This window comes from Xanthomonas sp. BRIP62418, assembly GCF_003993495.1.
Taxonomy (GTDB): Bacteria; Pseudomonadota; Gammaproteobacteria; order Xanthomonadales; family Xanthomonadaceae; genus Xanthomonas; species Xanthomonas euroxanthea.
In genome coordinates, this window is sequence record NZ_QEZG01000060.1 from 1 (window position 1) to 15,162 (window position 15,162).

General features: G+C 62.8%; 13 protein-coding genes and 1 pseudogene. 10 read left to right on the forward strand and 4 right to left on the reverse strand.

The window, feature by feature from the left end; translation table 11 throughout:
• Nucleotides 1–127: 127 nt before the first annotated feature.
• Nucleotides 128–994: pseudogene (locus tag EO174_RS22130) on the forward strand (transposase); the annotation flags it as partial.
• Nucleotides 995–1,014: 20 nt separating this feature from the next.
• Here the strand turns inward: EO174_RS22130 and EO174_RS22135 are convergent.
• Entirely contained in the window at nucleotides 1,015–1,773 is a 759-nt protein-coding gene (locus EO174_RS22135) for a hypothetical protein (RefSeq protein WP_231110607.1), read from the reverse strand.
• A gap of 120 nt (nucleotides 1,774–1,893) precedes the next feature.
• Between EO174_RS22135 and EO174_RS22140 the strand changes: the two genes are divergently transcribed.
• The 9 genes from EO174_RS22140 to EO174_RS22180 all read left to right on the forward strand — a co-directional run bounded on the left by EO174_RS22140 (nucleotide 1,894) and on the right by EO174_RS22180 (nucleotide 10,980).
• Entirely contained in the window at nucleotides 1,894–2,244 is a 351-nt protein-coding gene (locus EO174_RS22140; RefSeq protein WP_005996633.1) for a helix-turn-helix transcriptional regulator, read from the forward strand.
• A gap of 174 nt (nucleotides 2,245–2,418) precedes the next feature.
• Nucleotides 2,419–2,838: a transcriptional regulator CopL gene (gene copL, locus EO174_RS22145; RefSeq protein ID WP_081280532.1), complete on the forward strand. Its 420-nt coding sequence runs from the start codon at nucleotides 2,419–2,421 to the stop codon at nucleotides 2,836–2,838.
• A 113-nt stretch (nucleotides 2,839–2,951) separates the two neighbouring features.
• Nucleotides 2,952–4,820: a copper resistance system multicopper oxidase gene (locus EO174_RS22150; protein WP_065031434.1), complete on the forward strand. Its 1,869-nt coding sequence runs from the start codon at nucleotides 2,952–2,954 to the stop codon at nucleotides 4,818–4,820.
• Entirely contained in the window at nucleotides 4,817–6,088 is a 1,272-nt protein-coding gene (locus tag EO174_RS22155) for a copper resistance protein B (protein WP_065031433.1), read from the forward strand. The genes EO174_RS22150 and EO174_RS22155 overlap by 4 nt, the downstream gene beginning before the upstream one ends.
• 12 nt (nucleotides 6,089–6,100) lie before the next feature.
• Nucleotides 6,101–6,949: a cytochrome c gene (locus tag EO174_RS23295; RefSeq protein WP_228903386.1), complete on the forward strand. Its 849-nt coding sequence runs from the start codon at nucleotides 6,101–6,103 to the stop codon at nucleotides 6,947–6,949.
• Nucleotides 6,950–7,019: 70 nt separating this feature from the next.
• Entirely contained in the window at nucleotides 7,020–7,562 is a 543-nt protein-coding gene (locus tag EO174_RS22165) for a DUF411 domain-containing protein (RefSeq protein ID WP_080955570.1), read from the forward strand.
• A 76-nt stretch (nucleotides 7,563–7,638) separates the two neighbouring features.
• Nucleotides 7,639–10,029, forward strand: coding sequence for a heavy metal translocating P-type ATPase (locus EO174_RS22170; RefSeq protein ID WP_081280536.1), 2,391 nt, complete (start codon nucleotides 7,639–7,641; stop codon nucleotides 10,027–10,029).
• Between the two features lie 28 nt (nucleotides 10,030–10,057).
• A complete protein-coding gene (locus EO174_RS22175) occupies nucleotides 10,058–10,372 on the forward strand; it encodes a hypothetical protein (RefSeq protein ID WP_049395166.1) in 315 nt (104 codons plus the stop codon).
• Nucleotides 10,373–10,446: 74 nt separating this feature from the next.
• Nucleotides 10,447–10,980, forward strand: coding sequence for a DUF305 domain-containing protein (locus EO174_RS22180; RefSeq protein ID WP_065031431.1), 534 nt, complete (start codon nucleotides 10,447–10,449; stop codon nucleotides 10,978–10,980).
• Here EO174_RS22180 and hutG read toward each other — a convergent pair.
• The 3 genes from hutG to hutU are packed head-to-tail and all read right to left on the reverse strand — an operon-like array spanning nucleotide 10,977 to nucleotide 15,153.
• On the reverse strand, nucleotides 10,977–11,915 hold the full coding sequence (hutG, locus tag EO174_RS23300) for a formimidoylglutamase (protein WP_231110600.1): 939 nt from the start codon (nucleotides 11,913–11,915) through the stop codon (nucleotides 10,977–10,979). The two genes, EO174_RS22180 and hutG, sit on opposite strands and share 4 nt — an antisense overlap.
• Nucleotides 11,916–11,935: 20 nt before the next feature.
• The gene (gene hutH, locus EO174_RS22190; protein WP_196768843.1) at nucleotides 11,936–13,474 is read right to left on the reverse strand and encodes a histidine ammonia-lyase; all 1,539 of its coding nucleotides are present in this window, start codon (nucleotides 13,472–13,474) and stop codon (nucleotides 11,936–11,938) included.
• Nucleotides 13,471–15,153 carry a urocanate hydratase gene (hutU, locus tag EO174_RS22195; RefSeq protein ID WP_206514017.1) on the reverse strand — a complete coding sequence of 561 codons (1,683 nt, stop codon included), beginning with the start codon at nucleotides 15,151–15,153 and terminating at the stop codon, nucleotides 13,471–13,473. Before hutU ends, hutH begins: the two co-directional genes overlap by 4 nt.
• Nucleotides 15,154–15,162: the final 9 nt, after the last annotated feature.

Below are 15,162 nucleotides of genomic sequence, written 5' to 3' on the forward strand. Positions count from 1 at the left end.
CCCCCCAGAGTGCGCGACTGGGAAAACCAGGCACTCATTACTGCGTTCCCGGAACTATAGACCCCCTTGACTGCGTTAAATGGATACTCAGAGTGCGTCGGTGGACCATCAAAGAGTGCGGTGCCCAGCCGTGAGTGAAGCCTTGCAGGACTTGGTCGCGCGCCTGGCTACGCGACTTCAAGAGGAAGCGGAGGCGATCCTCACCAGGGAGCGAGAGCGCCATGGGGCCGACCTTCAGCGTCAGCAACAAGCGCTTTCCACCGCCCAGCAGGAAGCCGCTGCTCTGGGCAGCCAACTGCAGCGCACTGAGACCAGCTTGCAGCAAGAGCAAGCCGCTCACGCCCTGCTTCAGCACAATCTGGGTGAGAAGGTCGCGGAAATCGCCCAGTTGAACGAGCGCATCGCCGGCATGACGGTGCGGCTGGCTGATCACGAGGCGCATGCGCGTTCTCTGGAGGACAAGCATGCTCATGCCCGGGAAGCACTGGAGCACTACCGCACTTCCACCAAAGAGCAGCGCGAGCAAGAGCTGCGCCGCCACGAGCATCAGGTCCAAGAGCTGCAAGTAGCCTTACGTCAGGCCAATGAAGCCTTAGGCGCGAAGAATCAGGAGCTGTTGGTGCTGAACCGCGACAATGGTCAATGGCTGGAGCGCCACGGGCGGATTGAGCGTGAGCTTGCCCAGTTGCGACAGGCCCACGAAGGCCAACACAGCGAGGTCGTGGCGTTGCGCCAGACCGCGACGGATCATTTGGCACTGCAGGAGCGTTGGAAGACTGACGCCAAGGCCTTGGATGCCATGCGCAGCGAGCTAGCTCAAGTCCAAGACGCGCTTGCGCGGGAGCGCGAGCGCCGCGAGAGCGCTGAAGCCGATGCCTTGCGTGCCAACGCACGTCTTGAAGCGCTAGAGCCCCTACTGAATCAACTGACGCCGGCACAAAATGCGGTGAAGAAAACTCGGCGCGGCCGTACGCAGGATGGAGGAGCCGACTAACGAGGCTGCTCGTTTGTCTGCTAGCGGCTGGGGTGGCGCTCACCTGTCCAGTACGCCCATTCCATAGGGACAACCCACTCTACAAACAGTTTGGCTACTGAGGACTCCGGTGCCAAATGATAGGGCTTGAACATGCCTTGCTCGGGCGAACTGGTCATCAGGTAGCGCAGGCGCTTCTGGACCTCCTGAAAGATGGCTTCCCGCACATGGGCGCTGTCGTGCACGCCAAGACGCATTGCCACCGACGCGCCTTGGCGTACCGCCGCCCAGCAACAGTAACGCCACCGCGCGATCGGCAAGCCCGGCGGCCCGGATTGAAAGACGAACCCCACATCGCGTGCCCAGCCTGGGTCGAAGTGATGTTTGAGCAATTGCTGCTCCAGAAACTGCTCGGTCTCCCAGAGTGCAAGTTCATCCCACAGCTCCAGTTTCGCGTCCGCCAGGTCTACATCGTGTGCCATATCGCCGAGTTGGTCTTCCAGCACCGGGAGCAGGTGCCTGCGCTCGTGGGTAGACCAGGCGAAAGCCCATTGCAGATCTTCGATGGGCGTGACCTCGGCATCGGGGCGGATCTGCCATCGATCCGCTGGCCAGGGAACTTGGATCAAGGCCAGGTCTCGCAGCGCGTCCAGCACCAGCAAGGTGGAGCGGCGTGTGGGCGCCACCGGTATGCGTCGTAGCTGCGCGGCTAACAGTGCGGCTAGGAAAAGGGTGCCACGAAGGCCCAACTCCTCGATGCTGGCGACCCCAGATGGCGTCATTGACGAGGTTCCGGGCATGCGGTTTCCGGGGATGAGGGAGCGGCGTGGCTCCTGGCGGTGGCGGCGCTACCGGTGTCGCCGGTTGCCTCAAGGCTAAGAATATCTTAGTATGCAAGGCAGGGTACATCCGCCATCCTTATGGGGTCTCCATGGGGTGCGCGCGTGACTTTGTCCGTCGACTCAACACCGACCTTCGCTCGACGCCTCAAACAAGCCCGCCTGCACACGGGTTTGTCGCAGAAGGAGTTGGGCATCCGGGCCGGTCTGGATCCTCACGTGGCCAGCCCCCGAATCAACCAGTACGAGCGTGGCAAGCACGAGCCCAAGCTGGAGACTGCTGAGCGGTTGGCTCAAGCGTTGGGGATCCCCGCCGCCTTCCTCTACACCGACGATGATCTGCTGGCCAAGCTGCTCCTGCGCTGGGGCTCGCTAAGCAAGCAGCAGAAGCGCGAGTTGGTGAAGCTGATCGAGGCCACACCCGAGAAGTAAACCGAACAAGCGCTCACCACAAGGGCAATTCTTCGCCTCAACCCGCCTTTTGGGCGCTCCTGGAGGGAGTCGCAGTGGCCGTGGCTAGTGCGACTGAGAAGTCGCGGCATCTCAGGCCTGCTTGAGATTTTGTTCACGACCGATACACACGCGCCTTGTCTAAAGTGATTTACCATGTCGCCCGTGTCAGCCTCCTCACTTCTACTGCGACTGTTCCTGATCGCCATGCTCGTGCTTAACGGCGCGTGGTCGGCGTTTGCCTCGGTCAGTATGAACCCGGTCATGGAAGAGCAGGCCAGCGAAGTGGCTGCCGCGGTGCAAGTCGATGAAGACTGCGTCGCCCATCACAGTGCTGAGCATCATCCCGATGCCACATCGATTGAAAAGGCTGGCACGGGGCATGGCGACCATGCCGGTCCCGACTGTTGCAAGTCTTCTGAGTGCCGGTGCGCCTGCGTACACGCGTGCGCGAGCGCACTTCCTGCGCGCCTGCATGTTTCGGTGCAACTGGCCTTGGGCCTGGATGTCATGCCGCTGCCCCTCGGGCATGCGGCACCTGCCTTGCCTCATCTGATCCGACCACCGATCGGCTAAGCGTCCCTAGGCGCCGCAATGGCGCCGTTGGTGTGGCTTGCATGCCTGTTTAGGCCAGCCGCCCGCTCTGTACCACCGCCCGCCGGTGGCAACACGACGCTTGGAGCATTTTCATGTCGCATGATGATTTTCGTGGTCCACACGGTGGACCGCTGCTGCCTTCGCGGCGGCGATTTGTCCAGGGCTTGGCCTTGGGAGGCGCAGTCGCAGGATTAGGTTTCTGGCCCAAAGCCAGTTGGGCGCTCAAGGGCCCGGGACAACCCAACGTACTATCGGGCACCGAGTTTGACCTGACCATTGGCGAGACGCCGATGAACTTCACCGGCAAGACCCGCACCGCGATCACGGTCAACGGGTCCGTTCCGGCGCCGTTGCTGCGTTGGCGGGAAGGCACCACGGTCAACCTGCGTGTCTCCAATGCATTGCCCGCTAACTCCCTCCATGGCACGGATACTTCCATCCATTGGCACGGCATCATTCTGCCGGCCAACATGGACGGCGTGCCGGGCCTGAGCTTTGACGGCATCGGACGTGGTGAGACCTACCACTATAGGTTCACCCTGCATCAGGGCGGAACCTACTGGTACCACAGCCACTCAGGTTTCCAGGAACAAGCTGGGCTTTATGGACCGATCGTGATCGATCCACTGGAGCCAGAGCCTTTCAGCTTCGATCGCGACTACGTCGTGATGCTGAGCGATTGGACAGACCTGGACCCGACGGCCCTGTTCGATCGTTTGAAGAAGATGCCGGGCCATGACAACTACTACAAGCGCACGGTCGGCGATTTCGCGCGCGATGTGAAGCGCAATGGTCTGTCGGCCACGTTGGAAGATCGCAAGATGTGGGGCGTGATGCGAATGACGCCCACGGATCTGTCCGACGTCAACGCCAACACCTACACCTACCTGATGAACGGCACGACCTCTCTGGGCAACTGGACCGGGTTGTTCCGCAGTGGCGAGAAGGTGCGTCTGCGTTTCATCAATGGCTCTGCCATGACGTACTTCGATGTGCGTATTCCGGGGTTGAAGATGACCGTGGTCGCGGCGGATGGCTTGTACGTCCATCCGGTTTCGGTCGACGAGTTCCGCATTGCAGTAGCAGAAACCTTCGATGTGATCGTGGAGCCCTCCGGGCAGGACGCATTCACCATCTTTGCCCAGGACTCCGGTCGCACCGGCTACGTCAGCGGCACGCTCGCCGTGCGCGAAGGACTACGCGCGCCTCTTCCGTCTGTGGATCCCCGGCCGCTGCTGACGATGGCAGACATGGGCATGGATCATGGATCGATGGATATGTCTGGCGGCAGCAAGGGCATGGAAGGCGGCTGTGGTGCAGCCATGGGCATGCCCGGCATGACCCCACCTGCCAGCGGCAATGAGGCCTCGGCCCATGCGGGTCACGCGATGCCCGCCGCCGGCGATGGTGCCATGGCCGGCATGCAGCATGGGGGCATGCAATCACACCCTGCCAGCGAGACCAACAATCCGCTGTTGGACAACCAAGCCATGAGCGTGACTTCGCGCTTGGACGATCCGGGCAATGGCCTGCGCGATAACGGCCGTCATGTACTGACGTATTCCATGCTCAAGAGCACCTTTGAAGACCCTGACGGACGCGACCCCGGTCGCGAGATCGAGCTGCATCTGACCGGACACATGGAGAAATTCTCCTGGGGTTTCAATGGTCAGAAGTTTTCCGATGTCGAGCCGCTACGGCTGAACTACGGCGAGCGCATGCGCATCGTATTGGTCAACGACACGATGATGACCCACCCGATCCATTTGCACGGCATGTGGAGCGATGTGGAAGACGATAGCGGCAACTTCATGGTGCGCAAGCACACGGTGGACATGCCGCCAGGCAGCCGACGTACGTATCGCGTGCGTGCCGATGCGTTGGGCAGCTGGGCGTTCCATTGCCACCTGCTCTATCACATGGAAGCCGGAATGATGCGCACGGTGAGGGTCGACGAATGAACATCAATAAACGCAATACCACCCTGACTGCGCTGACCCTGGCTATCTCGCTGGCCCTGGCCAATGCGGCCAGCGCCCAATCCATGCAGCACGGCTCCATGCCGATGGAGCAGGGCGCGCAGACCCAGGCTCAGGATCACTCTGCACATCAGGCGCCGACATCAAAGCCTGCGCCAGCCCCCAAACCTACAACACCGGCCAAGACCAGCGAAGCGACTATCGATCATGCGGCGATGGGCCATGCCGCGCCGCCGGCTCAAGCAGCCGAGCCTGCCATGCAGGGCATGGACCACTCGCAGATGGGGCACAGCTCGCCCGCGAGTACACCTGCAGCGCCCAAAGCGCAGACGCAGCCGATGCAGGGCATGGATCACAGTCAGATGGCACAGCCCGCTGCGTCCGACGCCTCCAGCACGTCCACGCCTGCGATGCAGGGGATGGACCATTCGCAGATGGGCCACGGTTCGCCCGCATCCGCTACGCCAGAAGCTGGCATGCAATCGATGGAGGGCATGGACCACAGTCAGATGGGACATGGGCCTGTCGCACCAACGCAGCCGCGCACCCCGATTCCTGCGGTGACCGAGGCTGATCGTCAGGCGGCCATCGCGCCCGCACACGCGCATCCGGTGCATGACAATTCGATCAAGAGCTACGTACTGCTCAATCGCCTGGAAGCCTGGGATGCCGATCCGGGCACCGGGCTGGGTTGGGAGGGTCAGGGTTGGATCGGTACGGACCTCAATCGCGTCTGGTTCCGCAGTGAAGGCGAACGCACAGATGGTCAGACCGAGTCGGCTGATCTGGAAGTGCTCTACGGCCGCAGTATCTCCACGTGGTGGGATGTGGTGGCCGGTGTGCGCCATGACTTCAAGCCGGGGGCTTCGCAGAACTTCGCCGCTATCGGCGTACAGGGCTTGGCACCGATGAAGTTCGAAGTATCCGCCACAGCCTATCTCGGCGAAGGCGGCCAGACTGCTGCCAATGTCGAGGCCGAGTACGAACTGCTGCTGACCAATCGGCTGATCCTGCAGCCGCTGGTGGAGGTCACGGCGTATGGCAAGAACGATCCATTGCGCGGAATAGGTTCGGGTCTGAGTACCGCTGAGGCGGGCCTGCGACTTCGTTATGAGTTCACCCGAAAGTTCGCTCCCTACATCGGCGTGGTGTACGAGCGTGCGTTTGGCAATACCGCAGACATGCGACGCGAGCATGGCGAGTCTTTTGAAGACACGCGCTTGGTCATCGGCCTTCGTACCTGGTTCTAAGGGGAACTGACAATGAAATCCAACAAGAAGATGTGGGTATGGCTCGGCGCCGGCGTGGCATTGGTTGCGGTGGTCGCAACCGCCGCGGTCTCTCTGGGCGTGTACAACGTGGCCGCTGATGATCCGCATAGTCGCCCGGTGTATGCGCTACTTGAAACGGCGCGTGAGCGTTCCATTGAGGTGCGCGCCGCCAAGCTTCAGGTACCCACGAACCTGGATGATCCTGAGCGTATCCGCCAGGGTGCGGGCAACTACAACGCTATGTGTGTGACCTGTCATCTTTCGCCAGATGCGGCGGCCACCGAGATGAGCAAGGGTCTGTACCCCGCGCCACCAAACCTAAGCAAGCACCCGGTGGGTCCAGCTGAGGCGTTCTGGGTGATCAAGCACGGCATCAAGGCCAGCGGCATGCCTGCGTGGGGCGGCAGCATGGACGATGAGTTCATCTGGAACATGTCGGCCTTCCTGCAGAAGCTGCCCAAGCTGGACAAGGCCGGCTACCAGGCGTTGGTAGCCAGCAGTGATGGCCATTCACACGGTGGCGGTGAGACCGGCGGGCACTCGCATGGCGAGGAAGCGGGTGCAGATCACCATGGCGGCGGTGATAGCGAAGAGATGGGTGATGGCCATGGCCATGGCCAGGGGCATGAAGCAGGTGGCATGGGCATGGACATGAGCAAGCCTAAGGAAGGCACCACGCATGTGCATGCCGACGGCAAGACGCACGTGCATGCGGCCGAGCCGGCAAAGCAACCTGCGCAGGCCAAGTCCGAGGGCGAGCACGATCAGCACGGCTCCATGCCAGCCAAACCAGCCGAGCCAGCTCCCAAGGCCGATGACGGCCACGATCACCAGCATTGATCCCTTCATGGAGCTGCCCCGGCTCCACGCCCGAGCGCCTCGGCGCTCGGGCATCTCTTAAGGAAGCATGATGAACACTTCACGCAGCTGTCTCTTTCTGCTGGCCACGGCCTTGTCGCTGACCGCATGCGCGCGCCCCGAATCGGCTGTCAATTCAGAGGCGGCATCGGACGCCCAATCTCCGACATCGGCGGCTGCGCAGCAGGTCACTCAACCGCAGCGTCCGTTGCCGTTGGTCAAAGTACATAAGAGTGCGACCTGCGGTTGCTGCCAACTGTGGGTGGAGCATCTGGAGAAAGCAGGTTTTACGGTTGAGGTGCACAACAGCGAAGACCTCAACCCGATCAAGGCGCGCTTGGGCGTTCCCTATGGACGCGGCTCGTGCCATACCGCCGAGATCGATGGCTACATCGTCGAAGGTCATGTGCCGGTGCAGGACATCCTGCGCCTGCTGCGTGAGCGCCCGGTAGGCCGTGGATTGGTGCTACCGGGGATGCCTGCCGGTTCTCCTGGCATGGAGATGCCCGACGGACGCGTTCAACCCTATACGGTGGAGTTCGTACTGCCCGATGGCACCACGCAGCCTTACGTCCTGCACGGTCAACGCAGCTGACAGTTTGCTCGCGATCCCTTCTTCCAGACCAGAGTGATCCATGTCCCCTCATTCCCACGATGAAGCCGGCAAGGCGATGCCGCAGGGTGCCAGCGATGGTCCAGACTCGGTGCGTGATCCGGTATGCGGTATGCAGGTCTCCGCGGCTAGAACGCCGTACCACGCCCTGCATGGCGGAACGAAGTATCACTTCTGCTCAGCCAAATGCCGAGAGCGGTTCATCACCAGTCCCGTCCGCTATACGGACGATGCTCCCCAGCAAGTTGAAGTGACCGCCCCAGCAGCGGTGGCCCAACCCAGCGGTACCCACGCCACGGTCTACACCTGCCCGATGCATCCGCAGATTCGTCAGCCAGGTCCCGGCACCTGTCCGATCTGTGGCATGGCGCTGGAGCCGGAGATGCCCTCGCTGGAGGAGGACGACAATCCGGAGTTACGCGATTTCACCCGAAGGTTCTGGTGGACATTGCCCTTGACCTTGATCGTCCTGGTCTTGGCCATGCTGGGACACCGTCTGCCCGGCTCGTCCACGCAGGCGCGCACCTGGATTGAGCTCGTGCTGAGCGCTCCAGTGGTGCTCTGGGCGGGGTGGCCATTCTTTGAGCGCTGCCTACAGTCCATCGGCAATCGCAGCCCCAACATGTGGACGCTGATCGGCATCGGCGTGGCCGCCGCGTTTGGCTACAGCGTGGTGGCCACCGTTGCACCGGGCCTGTTTCCGGACTCTTTCCGCGAGCATGGACGGGTAGGGGTCTACTTCGAGGCGGCAGCGGTCATCGTCTCGCTCACCCTGCTCGGACAGCTGCTGGAACTGCGGGCGCGTTCCAAAACCTCGGCGGCCATCAAGTCCCTGCTGGGATTGGCGCCCAAGACGGCTCGCCGCGTCAAACCCGATGGGGGCGAAGAGGACGTTGCGCTGGATCACGTGCACGTGGGTGACCTGCTTCGCGTACGACCGGGCGAGAAGGTGCCGGTCGATGGGGAGGTCATCGAAGGCCGCACCAGTGTCGATGAGTCGATGCTGACCGGTGAACCCATTCCGGTGGAGAAGGCTGTCGGTGATCACGTTATAGGCGCCACGCTCAACGGGACGGGCGCCTTGGTCATCCGGGCGGACAAAGTCGGATCCGGGACGGTACTGGCGCAGATTGTGCAGTTGGTAGCCCAAGCCCAGCGCTCCCGCGCGCCGATGCAGCGTATGGCGGACAAGGTGGCGTACTGGTTTGTCCTGGCCGTGCTGGCCACGGCGGTGCTCACGTTCTTCGGATGGGGTCTGTTTGGACCCGAACCGTCCTGGACTTTTGCCGTCCTCAATGCCGTATCGGTTCTGATCATTGCGTGCCCGTGTGCCCTGGGTTTGGCTACCCCCATGTCGATCATGGTCGCCACTGGCCGCGCTGCGCAGGTCGGGGTCCTGTTCCGCGATGCTCAGGCGATCGAGCAGCTACGTCTGATCGACACGTTGATCGTGGACAAGACCGGTACGTTGACCGAGGGCCGTCCAGCCTTTCGCGACACGCTCTCCTACGCCGGTTTCGATGCCGATCAGATCCTTAGCTTGGCTGGCAGCTTGGAGCAGGGCAGTGAGCATCCCTTGGCCGAGGCCATCGTGGCGGAAGCCCAGCGACGTGGCTTGAACCTGGTGGCCGCCCAAGATTTTGATTCGCTCACCGGTCAAGGCGTTCGCGGGCGCGTGTCCGATCAGGATGTGGTGCTTGGCAACCAAAGCTTGATGGCATCGGTAGGGGCTGATGTTGCGCCCTTGCAGAGCAGCGCCGAGCGTCTGCGCAAGGAAGGCGCCAGCGTGATGTTCCTGGCGGTCAATGGACGATTGGCCGGCGCCATTGCGGTAGCAGATCCCATCAAAGTCACGACTTTGCCTGCCTTGAACCTGCTACGTGCCGATGGCCTGCACGTGGTGATGGCCTCCGGTGACGCACAGGCGACGGCCGAGGCCGTGGGGCGCACGCTGGGCATCGAGGATGTGCGTGGCGGCGTCAAGCCGCAGGACAAGGCCGAACTGGTCCAGCAACTCAAGGCCCAGGGTCGTCGTGTGGCCATGGCTGGCGACGGCATCAACGATGCGCCGGCCCTGGCGGCAGCCGATGTGGGCATCGCGATGGGGACGGGCACGGATGTGGCCATGTCCAGCGCCCAGCTCACCCTGGTCAAGGGTGATCTGAGGCGCATCGTGCAAGCCCGTGCCATCTCGTCTTCGACGGTGGCCAACATGAAGCAGAACCTGGGCTTCGCCTTCGTCTACAACGCCATCGGCGTGCCTATCGCCGCCGGCCTGCTGTATCCCAGCTTCGGCCTTTTGCTCAGTCCGATGATGGCGGCCCTGGCCATGAGCCTGAGCTCGGTTTCGGTGGTCACCAATGCCTTGCGTTTGTCCGGCTCCACCGTTGTTGCCACCTCCCCCCCTGACCGCGCCGATGAGCCTGCGCGCGGCCATTCCTGTCACTGATGGCTCATATCCCACAAGGAGTACTGCAATGAAGCGTTATGCCTCCCTCTCGATGATGGCCCTGTTTCTGATGGCGGGCGCGGCCTTCGCCGGCGGCCAGACCACCACGCCCACCACCGACCACGGTCAGCACAAGCCGATGGACCACAAGAAGCAGGAGCATGGTCAGCACAAGCCGGCCGCGGCCGATGCCGATTTCACCAAGCTCGATACCAACAAGGATGGTGCGCTGTCCAAGGAAGAACTGGCCAAGCACAAGCTCGCGCCGCACTTCGGCATGCTTGATGGCAACAAGGACGGCAAGCTGAGCCCGCAGGAATTCGCTGCCGGCAAGGGTATGTAACTGCTATCTCCCCGGGGGCTGGTTCCTTGGCCCCCGGGATTCGGCGATGTTCTGCCATTCCCACGGAGATCGACATGTCTTCTTCGCACGGTAAGCACGAAAGCACGCACACGCAGCATTCAGAGCAACACGCCTCGCACGGAAGTTCCGGTCAGACGCATCAGGGCCACTACGGTCGCCTGCTGCTGATGATGGCCTTGTCGTTCCTGGCCATGTACGCCCTGATGTATGCCATGGTCGATCAGTGGGCCAACGTCTATAACAACGTCAACCAGTTCTACATGGCGGGCCTGATGGCCGCGCCGATGCTGTTGATCGAGCTTTGGCTCATGTCCAGCATGTACCCCGATCGTCGGCGTAATCTGATCCTGGCCGGCGTGACCGTGGCGTTCATGCTGTTCTGCTGGTGGGGAATTCGCACGCAGGCCGCGGTGACAGATCGGCAGTTCATCCGCTCCATGATTCCCCATCATGCCGGCGCCATTCTGATGTGCGAGGAAAACCGCCTGAAGGATCCCGAGCTGGTCAAGCTCTGCCAGGAGATCATCACCTCGCAGAAGCAGGAGATCGCCCAGATGAAACAACTTCTGGCTGAGCGCTCCCGCTAGCTCACTGCCTTTTGCCAGCCGGTATCACCCCACTGAGCCTGCGCGCTGACCATGCGGTGGATCAAGCGCGCAGCCACACGTGCGGTGGCCTGATCCGGATCCAGGGGCGGACACAGTTCCGCCACGTCGACCACACGTACCTTGCCCGAGGCCATGACCAGATCCAGCAGGGCTTCCAGGACCTCCAGATTCACCCCGCGTGGGTTGGGGGCACTCACGCCCGGGGCCACCGCCTGTGGCAGCACGTCCAGGCACAGCGTCAGGTAGATAACGTCAACCGCATCACACCACGCACGCAGAACCTCAGCCTGTGCCTGCCAATTCCAGGTGCACAGCACGTCATCGGTGAGGTAATGGGCGCCTTCGCGGTTGGCCGTGGCGAATAGACGCGCCGTGTTGCTGGATCGACTTACACCGATGCAGTGATACCGCAGCGGGGAGCGAATGCTGCGGGCATGCTCCAGTGCCTGCAGGAAGGGCGTGCCCGAGCTTGCACTGCCTTGCTCGCGCAGATCAAAGTGTGCATCGAAGTTGAAGATGCCGATGCGAGCTTTGGATGCGCCCAGGTGTCCGCGCAGTGCGGCGTAGCTGGCATACCCGATCTCGTGGCCGCCGCCCAGACCAATCACCCAATGCCCCTGATCCAGCAGTTGCTGCGCTCGATGGGAGTAGTGGGCCTGCGCCAGCTCCAATGCCTGATCCACGCAGGTGATGTCGCCCGCATCGTAGAGCGGAGCACAATGGAGCACAGGCAGGTTGGCCAAGGCGTTGCGAAGTGCACCGGGCCCTTGTGCGGCGCCCAGGCGGCCGGCGTTGCGACGAATCCCTTCATCGCTGGCAAATCCCAGCAGGGCAATGCCGGGCGCCTCAGGCTGCGGGTCCAAGGCCACCCTTTGGTGCCAGCGTTGCGTATCGGCGGTCGCCGGCAGGTCCACGCGTCCGTGCCAAGCCAGATTCACGCGCGCAGATCCTGCAGCGGCCAGTCCAGGAACGCGCGCAAACCGCCCCGCTCGATCAAGGCTTCCATCGCCTGCATTTCCGGCGCCAGATAGCGATCCTCATCGTAGCGGGGCACCTCGCTACGCACCTGCGCATGCACTGCCTCCAATGCTTGCGAAGACGCCAGTGGCCGCCTGAACTCGATGCCTTGGCAGGCGGCGAGCAGTTCGATGGCCACAATCCGGCGCACGTTGTCGGCCACCTCGCGCGACTTGCGCGCGGCGAAGGTGGCCATGCTGACATGGTCCTCCTGATTGGCCGAGGTGGGCAGGGAGTCCACACTGGCCGGGTGGGAGAGGGTCTTGTTCTCGCTGGCCAGGGCGGCCGCGGTCACGTGCGCGATCATGAAGCCGGAGTTCACGCCCGGATTGGCGACCAGGAAGGCGGGTAACCCGGAGATCGTGGCATCGATGAGTAGGGCGATGCGCCGTTCCGACAGGGCGCCAATCTCGGACACCGCCATCGTCAGCTGGTCCGCGGCAAAGGCTACCGGTTCGGCGTGGAAGTTGCCGCCGGAGATCACCTCGCCGGTGTCGGTGAACACCAGCGGATTGTCGGAGACTGCGTTGGCTTCGGTCAGCAGCACGTGGGCGGCGTGCTGCATGACATCGCGCACCGCCCCCATGACCTGAGGCTGACACCGAAGGCTGTAAGGGTCTTGCACGCGGGTGTCGTTGTGAAGGTGCGATTGGCGAATGGCGCTGCCGGCCAGCAGTCGCTGGTAGTGCGCGGCCACTGCTATCTGGCCGGGCTGGCCACGCACGGCGTGGATGCGCGGATCGAACGGAGCATCGGAGCCGCATGCCGCATCCACGCTCATCGCGCCCGTTAGCACGGCGGCCGCATAGACTTGTTCGGCGGCAAACAGCGCCATCAGCGCAATGCCCGTGGACACTTGGGTGCCGTTGAGCAATGCCAGCCCTTCCTTGGCTGCCAGTCGGATGGGAGCGATCCCGGCATCTTGCAGGGCCTGGCTGGCCGACAGGATCTGCCCGTCGACACGTACCTGGCCTTCGCCCATGGCCGCCAAGGTCAGATGCGCCAAGGGGGCCAGATCACCGGATGCACCGACTGAGCCTTGGGAGGGAATACAGGGCCAGATCCTGGCGTTGTAGATCGCGATCAGGGTAAGCAGGGTATGCTCGCGTACACCGGAGTAGCCTCGCGCCAAAGAAGCGATCTTGGTGGCGAAGATCAGGCGCACGCAGGCATCGTCGAGCAATGGCCCCATGCCCACGGCGTGCGAGCGCACCAGGTTGGTTTGCAACTGTTCCAGTTGCTCGCGCGGGATATGGACTTTGGCCAGCTTGCCAAAGCCGGTGTTGATGCCATAGGCCGGCTCGCCGGCGGCCACGATGGCCTGCACGGCCTGCGAAGAGGCGCGGACGTTGTCCCAGCAATCTGCGTCCAAGGCGATGGGATCAGTCCCGTGCGCGATCTGCCGCAGTTGGGCCAACGTCAGCTGGCCCGGTGTCAGAGTAAGCATGCGATTCACTCCAGAATGGCCGGCAAGGTCAGGCCATGCTCACGGGCACAGGCCAGTGCCTGCTCGTAGCCCGCGTCGGCGTGGCGCATCACGCCCGTTGCCGGGTCGTTCCACAACACACGCGCCAGCCGGCGATCGGCTTGCTCGGTGCCATCGCACACGATGACCACGCCTGAGTGTTGCGAGAAGCCCATCCCGACGCCGCCGCCATGATGCAGGCTCACCCAGGTCGCACCGCCACTGGCAGCCAGCAGCGCGTTGAGTAGCGGCCAATCCGAGACCGCATCGGAGCCATCGCGCATGCCTTCGGTTTCACGGTTGGGGCTGGCTACCGAGCCGCAGTCCAGATGATCGCGTCCGATGACGATCGGTGCTTTGAGCTCGCCATTGCGCACCATTTCGTTGAAGGCCAGCGCGGCCTTGTGGCGCTCGCCCAAGCCCAACCAGCAGATCCGTGCGGGCAGACCTTGGAAGGCAATGCGCTCGCGGGCCTGGTCCAACCAGTGGTGAAGATGCGTGTTGTCAGGAAACAGTTCCTTGACCTTAGCATCGGTCTTGTAGATGTCTTCTGGATCCCCGCTCAGGGCCACCCATCGGAACGGGCCCATGCCGCGGCAGAACAGCGGACGGATACAGGCGGGCACGAAGCCGGGGAAGGCAAAAGCATTGTCCACGCCCTGATCCAGCGCCACCTGGCGGATGTTGTTGCCGTAATCGATCGTCGGCACGCCCATGGCGTGGAAATCGAGCATCGCGCGCACATGCGTGGCACACGAGGCCGCGGCAGCCTGCGCCAGCTCGCGTCGCTGACCATCGTCACCGCTGCGGGCCTGCTCCCACTGTGAGAGGGTCCATCCGGCGGGCAGATAGCCATTGATCAGATCGTGCGCCGAGGTCTGATCGGTCACCGCATGGGGGCGGGCGCCGCCACTACGTGCAAGGGCGACGAACTGCGGCAGCAGTTCGGCCGCATTGCCCAGCAATCCCACCGACACGGGGACTGGACTACTTTCAATGATCTGCAAGGCCTGCTCGATGGAGGTTGCCTTGTGATCGACATAGCGCGTGCGAATGCGAAAATCGATTCGCGACTCCTGGCACTCGATCACGATGCTGCTGGCCCCGGCCAAGGTCGCCGCCAACGCCTGCGCACCACCCATACCGCCCAAGCCGGCGGTAAGGATCCACTTGTTCTGCCAGTTGCCACCGTAGTGCTGGCGCCCCAACTCCACGAAGGTCTCGTACGTGCCCTGGACGATGCCCTGGCTGCCGATGTAGATCCAACTGCCGGCCGTCATCTGGCCGTACATCATCAAGCCCTTCTTATCGAGCTCGTTGAAGTGCTCCCACGTCGCCCAATGGGGGACGAGGTTGGAGTTTGCGATCAGCACGCGTGGCGCATCGGGGTGTGTGCGGAAAACACCGACGGGCTTGCCCGACTGGACCAGCAAGGACTCATCGTTCTCAAGCGATCGCAACGTTTCCAAGATGCGGTCAAAGCTTTTCCAGTCGCGCGCAGCACGACCGATGCCGCCGTAGACCACCAGGTCTTCCGGGCGCTCGGCAACATCGGGGTCCAGATTGTTCTGGATCATGCGGTAGGCCGCTTCAGTCAGCCAGCTCTTGCAGTGCAGCTGGGTGCCGATCGGAGCGCGAACGGTGCGCGCAGGGGAAGCGGAGCGTTCCAAGGTATCCAT

Coding starts and splice junctions, on each gene's coding strand:
- EO174_RS22135 (WP_231110607.1), bottom strand. CDS start 1,773: ATGCCCGGAACCTCGTCAATGACGCCATCTGGGGTCGCCAGCATCGAG.
- EO174_RS22140 (WP_005996633.1), top strand. CDS start 1,894: ATGGGGTCTCCATGGGGTGCGCGCGTGACTTTGTCCGTCGACTCAACA.
- copL (WP_081280532.1), top strand. CDS start 2,419: ATGTCGCCCGTGTCAGCCTCCTCACTTCTACTGCGACTGTTCCTGATC.
- EO174_RS22150 (WP_065031434.1), top strand. CDS start 2,952: ATGTCGCATGATGATTTTCGTGGTCCACACGGTGGACCGCTGCTGCCT.
- EO174_RS22155 (WP_065031433.1), top strand. CDS start 4,817: ATGAACATCAATAAACGCAATACCACCCTGACTGCGCTGACCCTGGCT.
- EO174_RS23295 (WP_228903386.1), top strand. CDS start 6,101: ATGAAATCCAACAAGAAGATGTGGGTATGGCTCGGCGCCGGCGTGGCA.
- EO174_RS22165 (WP_080955570.1), top strand. CDS start 7,020: ATGAACACTTCACGCAGCTGTCTCTTTCTGCTGGCCACGGCCTTGTCG.
- EO174_RS22170 (WP_081280536.1), top strand. CDS start 7,639: ATGCCGCAGGGTGCCAGCGATGGTCCAGACTCGGTGCGTGATCCGGTA.
- EO174_RS22175 (WP_049395166.1), top strand. CDS start 10,058: ATGAAGCGTTATGCCTCCCTCTCGATGATGGCCCTGTTTCTGATGGCG.
- EO174_RS22180 (WP_065031431.1), top strand. CDS start 10,447: ATGTCTTCTTCGCACGGTAAGCACGAAAGCACGCACACGCAGCATTCA.